General features: G+C 46.8%; 5 protein-coding genes. All 5 read right to left on the bottom strand.

Going from position 1 to position 6,773, the window contains the following annotated elements:
- Positions 1–48 precede the first annotated feature (48 nt).
- Complete coding sequence (gene malG / locus KDK19_RS23720; protein WP_257275909.1) at positions 49–933, bottom strand: maltose ABC transporter permease MalG; 885 nt, start codon at positions 931–933, stop codon at positions 49–51.
- 9 nt (positions 934–942) lie between these two features.
- Entirely contained in the window at positions 943–2,493 is a 1,551-nt protein-coding gene (gene malF / locus KDK19_RS23715) for a maltose ABC transporter permease MalF (RefSeq protein ID WP_257275911.1), read from the bottom strand.
- Between the two features lie 214 nt (positions 2,494–2,707).
- On the bottom strand, positions 2,708–3,934 hold the full coding sequence (gene malE, locus KDK19_RS23710; RefSeq protein WP_257280622.1) for a maltose/maltodextrin ABC transporter substrate-binding protein MalE: 1,227 nt from the start codon (positions 3,932–3,934) through the stop codon (positions 2,708–2,710).
- Positions 3,935–4,549: 615 nt separating this feature from the next.
- Positions 4,550–5,287, bottom strand: coding sequence for a papain-like cysteine protease family protein (locus tag KDK19_RS23705; RefSeq protein WP_257280623.1), 738 nt, complete (start codon positions 5,285–5,287; stop codon positions 4,550–4,552).
- Between the two features lie 367 nt (positions 5,288–5,654).
- Positions 5,655–6,773 (bottom strand): hypothetical protein (locus KDK19_RS23700; RefSeq protein WP_257293092.1); only part of this gene is annotated, 1,119 nt, incomplete at its 5' end.

Raw genomic sequence — 6,773 nt, 5'->3', positions numbered from 1 at the left:
CTCAATTTCTTGCAATCCTCGCTACGGACGCTTAAGTCCGACAGGCTGCTAGCCTTTCACGCCACCTGAAGTCAGACCACCGACAATCCAGCGCTGGCACAACAGGAAAATAATAGAGATGGGCAGACCCGACAGAACGGCTGCCGCAGCAAAATCACCCCAGAGATAATTTTGTGGATTCAGGTATTGTCTGGAGCCAACCGCCAGCGTCAGGTTATCCATACTCTGCAAAAGCACTGAAGCTACCGGGTATTCAGCAATACTGGTAATAAAGGCCAGGATGAATACCACCGCCAGAATGGGCGTTGAAAGTGGCAGTAACACAAAACGAAACGCCTGCCAGGGCGTTGCTCCGTCGATCGCTGCTGCCTCTTCAAGGGATGAATCTATCGTTTCGAAGTAGCCCTTGATCAACCAGATGTGCAGAGCCAGTCCACCCAGATAAGCGACAGTCACCGAACCCAGAGTGTCCAGTCCTAACCAGGGAACATAGTTGCCTATCTGTTCAAACAGTGAGTATATGGCGACCAGTGCCAGTACGGCTGGAAACATCTGCAAAATCATCATGGCGGTCAGCATGGACTCCTTGAACCGGAATCTCAGTCTGGCGAATGCGTAGGCTCCCGTGGTTGAGAGCAGCAGAATCAACACGGTGGAAATAAACGCCACTTTGACAGAATTCCATAACCAGAGAAGGACCGGAAAGGGAGGCTGGGTGATGGAGCCATCGGCATTCTCCCAGGGAATACCAAAAGCCAGATACCAGTGCTCCAGACTGGGGTTGCGGGGTATCAGGTCTCCGGTGGCGAAATTACCGGAACGGAAAGACACCGAAATGATCATCAGGAAGGGAAACATGATCAGACAGAGAAACAGAATCATAAAAATTCTTGCGAACCACACCCGGTATTTCAGGTTTCTAGGCTGTACCATAATAGTCGTTCACTCCATTACCCGTTTGGTCGCTTTCAGGTTCACCCAGGCTATGACACCCACCATGATGAAGATGAAGGTGGCTATAGCGGAGGCCAGGCCGTAATCCTGACCGTACTGACCAAATGCAATGCGGAAGGTATAGCTCACCAGAATGTCGGTGGCACCGGCTGGTGTGCTGGCACCAATGATATTGGGAGCACCATCAGTCAGCAGTGCAATCAGAACCAGATTGTTGAAGTTGAATGCAAAGCTGGCGATCAACATCGGCGTTAGTGGCTTTATGATCATCGGGAAAGTGATGCTGAAGAAGTTCTGTATTGGGGAGGCGCCGTCTATGGCTGAAGCTTCGTAAAGAGTATCCGGAATAGACTTTAACAGGCCAATGGCGAGAATCATCATGTAGGGATAACCCAGCCAGGTATTAACGATCAGGACCATGGTTTTAGCCAGATACTCATTGCTGAACCATTCCGGTTGGATACCCAATAGCAGGTTCAGCAACATATTAATTTCACCAAAATTCTGATTAAACAGGCCTCTGAAAATTAAAATAGAAATAAAGGCCGGGACGGCATAAGGGAGTATTAACAGCAATCGGTAAACGCCATTGCCCTTGAGGGGTTCCCATTGCACCAGACAGGCCATGAGCAAACCTACAGTCATGGTAAAGAGTACCGAGAGAGCAGCAAATACCAGAGTCCAGATGAAAATTTGTAAAAAAGGGCCCTGGATACCAGGATCTTTGAGAACCCGAACGAAATTATCCCAGCCGTTATAGACGACAAAGCCTGGTCCTACTTGCTCACCTGCGGAATCAGGCTGTCCTTCAGGCACTTCGATATAGTAGCCCGTTGTATGATCAGGCTTTAGCAGGTTGCCATTGCGGGTATCTTGCAGAATATCATTACCCATGTCCCGGTAGATTTTTGACATGGGACCAAACTTTCTCAGGCTGGTCATTGTCAGCTCGGTGTTGTCAGGCAGTTCTACGGCTAGTTTTTTGAGAATATTCCGAAGCCTGATAGTATCCCTGAGTGGTAATTTATTACCTTCAGGAAGGTCCGGTGAAAAGTCAGCTTTCAGTGGCGTTGGAATGACCGTTTCGTTGAACGGCTGGCTTACGAGGTGCTTGTCTGTCTCCTTGTTGCTGATGAAAAGAATTCGATAATTGGCTCCTTGCTGATAGATCTTGAAATGATAGGACTCACCTTCTGCTCTGTAGGTTTTGCCCAGATGTTGGGTTTTGACGCGCTCCAAAGATAAGAGATGGCTGGAGCTGTAATTTGTGAATGCGACATATACCGTATAAATAAGGGGGAAAACTATAAATACCGATACCCCCAGAAGAGCAGGGAAAACATACCGGTAGTTGTAGCCCTTATGGCTGATGAATACCCAGGTACCGACACAGGCAATTAAAAGAATAATCAGAGCAAAGGCAATTTCTCCCCGGGCGTACATTAAGGTCACGCCATAGAGCAGTATCAGGTCAATCAGGGCAACTACTCCCCACACCAACCAGATCATTGGGCTCTGTGCTTTCTGATCAGCCTCCATAAAGTTGCCTCCCGGGGCAGATTTAACTCACATATTCTGATGTCGAGAGCGTGACACTGTAGGAATCACTCAAGAAATTACACGTCGTATTTCATAGCATTGATGTAACTGGAAGGCGGCTGACTGCTAAACGGGCTAACGAAAATATGGTACACCGGCCTGTCAGAGTCAGCCTGTCGGGAACCTGTCAGAGTCAGTCTCCTAGACTGACAGCCTAGTCGACAATCTGCTTGGCTGCTTCATTAAGCGCGCTCTTGTAATCCTGTCTGCCGGAGGTGATGTTCATCAGTGCAGACTCCATAGCCGACCAGAATTTTCCCATTTCCGGTACATTGGGCATGAGCAAACCATTGATGGCATTATCGTAAGTAACCTTGATGCGAGGATCTTTTTCCAATTCTTTCATGTAGCTTTTGTTGACCACAGCACCTAGCGGAACATCACTGTTCATAGTACGAAGACCGTCGTCTGTTAGCAGGTAATTTTCAAGAAACTCTCTGGACAGGGCTTTGTTGGGACTGGCACTGTTCAGAGTGGCCCCCCAGACGCCGACAAATGCCTTTGAACGCTGGCCATTGATGCCAGGCAAAGCTGCCACACCATAATTCAGATTTTTGCCGTCGATTTTGGTCTTGTCGAGGTTTGACCAGGCCCAGGGGCCCGTAATCATCATGGCTGCCTGACCCTTGTTGAAGCTGGATTCCATGACTCCATAATCAACACCTCTGGGCATAACGCCTTTATCAATCAGCTCGGTCAGCATTTTTGCACCGGCCATGGCGCCGGCATTATTGACTCCGGTGTCTTTGACATCATAACCTGTTGGTGTTTTCTTGAAGACATAACCGCCATCTGCAGCGAGCATGGGCATAGTGAAGTAAGGCTGGATCTGATCCCACATAATGGTGGTGACTTTACCTTCTTTGCTTTTAGCCAACTTGTCCTTGAGGGGAAACATTTCTTCAAATGAGCTGGGAGGGTCTGGTAACAGATCTTTGTTGTAGATCAGGCTGATGGCTTCCATAGAGACAGGATAACCATAGATTTTGCCGTTGACTGTCATGGCTTCCCAGCCCAGATCGTCAATTTTGCTTTTGAAATCCGGGGCCGGGTTTACAGAAGACAGGAGGCCACTCTGGGCCCATTCACCGTATCGGTCATGGGCCCAGAACAGAATGTCCGGTCCACCACCTGACGCTGCCGCCTGTTGAAAACGATCGGTAATATTTTCCGGAATCTCAACCTTTACTTTGATTCCAGTGTCTTTCTCAAACCCTTTGCCTACTTCCCGGATACCGTTGTAGGCCTTGTCACCGCCTACCCAGATCACCAATTCATCATCCTGAAAGGAATAGGCCTGAAACGGGCCGAGGACTGCCCCCAGAGTGATAGCAGCTGCAGCTACGGTTTTGCAAAGCGGAGTTCTCAGTAATTTGATCATCAGTCAACGGCTCCCGATCAATTTCGCTGTTCAGAAAAAAGCGCAGGGGCCTTCGCAGTGATAAACCACAAGCGCCTTCTGTAAGACAAGCTTCACACGCAACCGGAAGTGACCCTCTCCGGTCAGCCTCCTGATAGTTCCATTACATGACTTGAATGATCGGTTGAGAATGAAGGTTCGTTTTTTCAGACAGAATCAGAGGATTGCTGTCCGAGATGAAAGAAAACTTATTCAATAATAGCGGCAGAATTGAAGGGCAGTGATGATGTAGAGAATAATTTTTTTCAAGGCATTGTTTTTTACATAATTTTCTAAAAAAGCAAGTTCATATTATTTTTTTTAATCACCGGAAAGAGTGAGGAGCATAGTCTTTTTAGCGCAGAGAGGGACAGCCCGGAGTCCGACAGGACTCCCGGTGCGTTCTATCCTGCTGCTCAATGTTTTACTTGAGCACTTCATGGTGGCAGCGCCAACCTTAATTCTGAAAAGGTTTTACAGCAGCGAATGTGGGGTGATCACTTTTTTGACTGCTTCTTGCTCCGGGGACTGTCGCAAAACCTCATCAAATTGCTTTCGGGCTTCGCGACAGTCTCAGGTGCATGGGAAGGAGACAAATCATGCTTGACGTTTAAGGCGCTCTTTTACTCTAGCAAGTAAACTATCCAGATCTTCTGTAGATTCAGGAGGTTCAGAAGATTCAGGATCTTCTGAATCAACTTTTATTGTAATGATGCCTGTTGGAAATATGTCATCAGCAGCCTTGTCTTGTGCAAGAAATCCTTCTAATTCATGTTCTGAAAGCAGTGACAGTAACCATTCTACAGATTCTATTTCACTACCTCCGGACCACGGATCGTGAACGACTAATTTATCCCCAATAATGCCTATTAACAGGGCATAATGACCATAGAAGTTATTTTCTCTATATGAAAGAAGAATAGGTGCCTCAGAAATCAGTTCAGTTAAAGATTTAACTAATTCTTCTTTCGGTACAGATGAATCAGGGAATTGCAATTCAGATAATTTGAAACTTGAATGATCAGCCTCTTCGTATACTTTTTTTAATGACAATCCTTTAAATATTCCTCTTGGGTTGGTAGAAAGTGATTCAACTTTTTTTGAGTTTGTCGTGGTAGCACGTAATGGGTTATCGCCATAAAATCTTCTGAGCATTTCTACACAGGCATCACCACAGAGGTTAAAATGCCCTTGATGAATGTAGTTAACAGCATGAATATGGCTTGCGGCTTCTACAGTCCTACCTTTAAATTTTTTCTGTTCAGCTTCTAACTTTTTTGTGTCATTGGTAGCATTAAAATGCCAAATTGCTCTGAATGGGCCTCTTAGTTTCATATTTTATCCATTTTTTATTTATCAATTATCAGACTCAGATGCTGACCCACTATTTTGGCATTTCTTTTTCTGGCTTCTTCTTTTCAGTTTTATCATCCGTTGACAGGAATGAGGGAGGTATATCTCTTTTGCTTCCAATCCTTGGCATGGCGAATTCCTATTCACAGGTTCTCTCTATTAATAGTTGTATAGCAAAAACCTTATTACGGGACAATGATGTGAGGCAGTTTAGGGAATACTGAAAACTTATTATTTACAGGCTTCCGTATGATTGAATCTCGCTGTATTTGGAGTCACTGTCTGTACAAAATTCCATTAGGGTACCACTCTCTCTAACTTTATTTTCATAGCGAGATCAAAGGATTGTTCATGCCCACCCCGCTGGAGCATCCTCCTGAGCATCAGGCTTCACTATCTTCTTCGGTACCAGCATTTCCCTCTCTACCAGGAGGTCATTGTCGCTGAAAAAAAAGTGGTGTCGCATCTCGCTGACCACGGCAATCCCCCGCTGTTTCAGGACTTTTTGGGCTGCCTCCGAAGCCAGCGTGGTTTGCGTAAGGGTGCCCGGATTCATCCGAATACCTTGGCTTTTCAGCCGTTGCACCTCTTTCTCCAATGCCTGTTGTGTTGCCGGGTTCAGCAGCGACGGGTCATGTCTGTATTGCATCTTTTCCAGCAGCGTCATTTTGGCTGGAATGGCCACCTGCTGAAGATCATACCAGCTGTTATGAATACCACGAGTGATCCCTTTTTTCTGATCAGCTTTGCAGGCTTTGTGGCTGGGGTCTGAACAGACTACAATTCCGGCCTGCTGAGCCATTTTGCGCCGGACATTGTCATCAATAAACTGGTTCATTCTCTGCACTGGCTCAGTGGTCCATTCAAAGTTTTCAGAGATCTTTGCGCCATTGGCAGCAAGACCGTAGACCTGGGTGTAGTTTTTTTTGCGCCAATCTTGAAGTTGCCCGGTGACCTGCGCCAGATCAGCCGCACCGTGCATGGCGGCTTCCAGATGACGTTGGAATTCACCCTTGTCGTCAGGTTCGGAGGTGAAGTCTCTGCTCAGCTGCGATGGTAAGTCAAGACGTGCAGCGTCAAAACCTGAAGATTGAGTCACCATGAATCCGGGAAAATCAGGCTTAACCCCAAAAACCCGGATAATGTCCATTCGATCCGCAAAGCGTAATATGCGCAGATACCAGCGCACAGGCTCAGGCAGGCTCTGCTCATCTTTATGATTGACATCATTTTCCTTGCTGACCATGGCCAGTGCTACATCATCCAGCAGCGGTTCAGGGTAGTGTCCGGCCAGGTCTCGTTTGAAGTAATAAGCTGACTTTGATTCTTCCTCTGTTTTGGCGACATCTTCGGCAGCCGCGTCATGGTAGATAATCGCCAGAGATAAGAGTTCTTTTTCGTCCGGGCTTAAGAAGCATTGCTGAAATTTCTCCAGCAATTCCATATACCAGTGACCATTATTTCTGGC

The sequence above is a fragment of the Endozoicomonas sp. ONNA1 genome (assembly GCF_024606325.1).
Taxonomy (GTDB): Bacteria; Pseudomonadota; Gammaproteobacteria; order Pseudomonadales; family Endozoicomonadaceae; genus Endozoicomonas_A.
The sequence above is the reverse complement of the archived record's forward strand: the minus strand, read 5'-3'. Positions and strand labels throughout refer to the sequence as shown.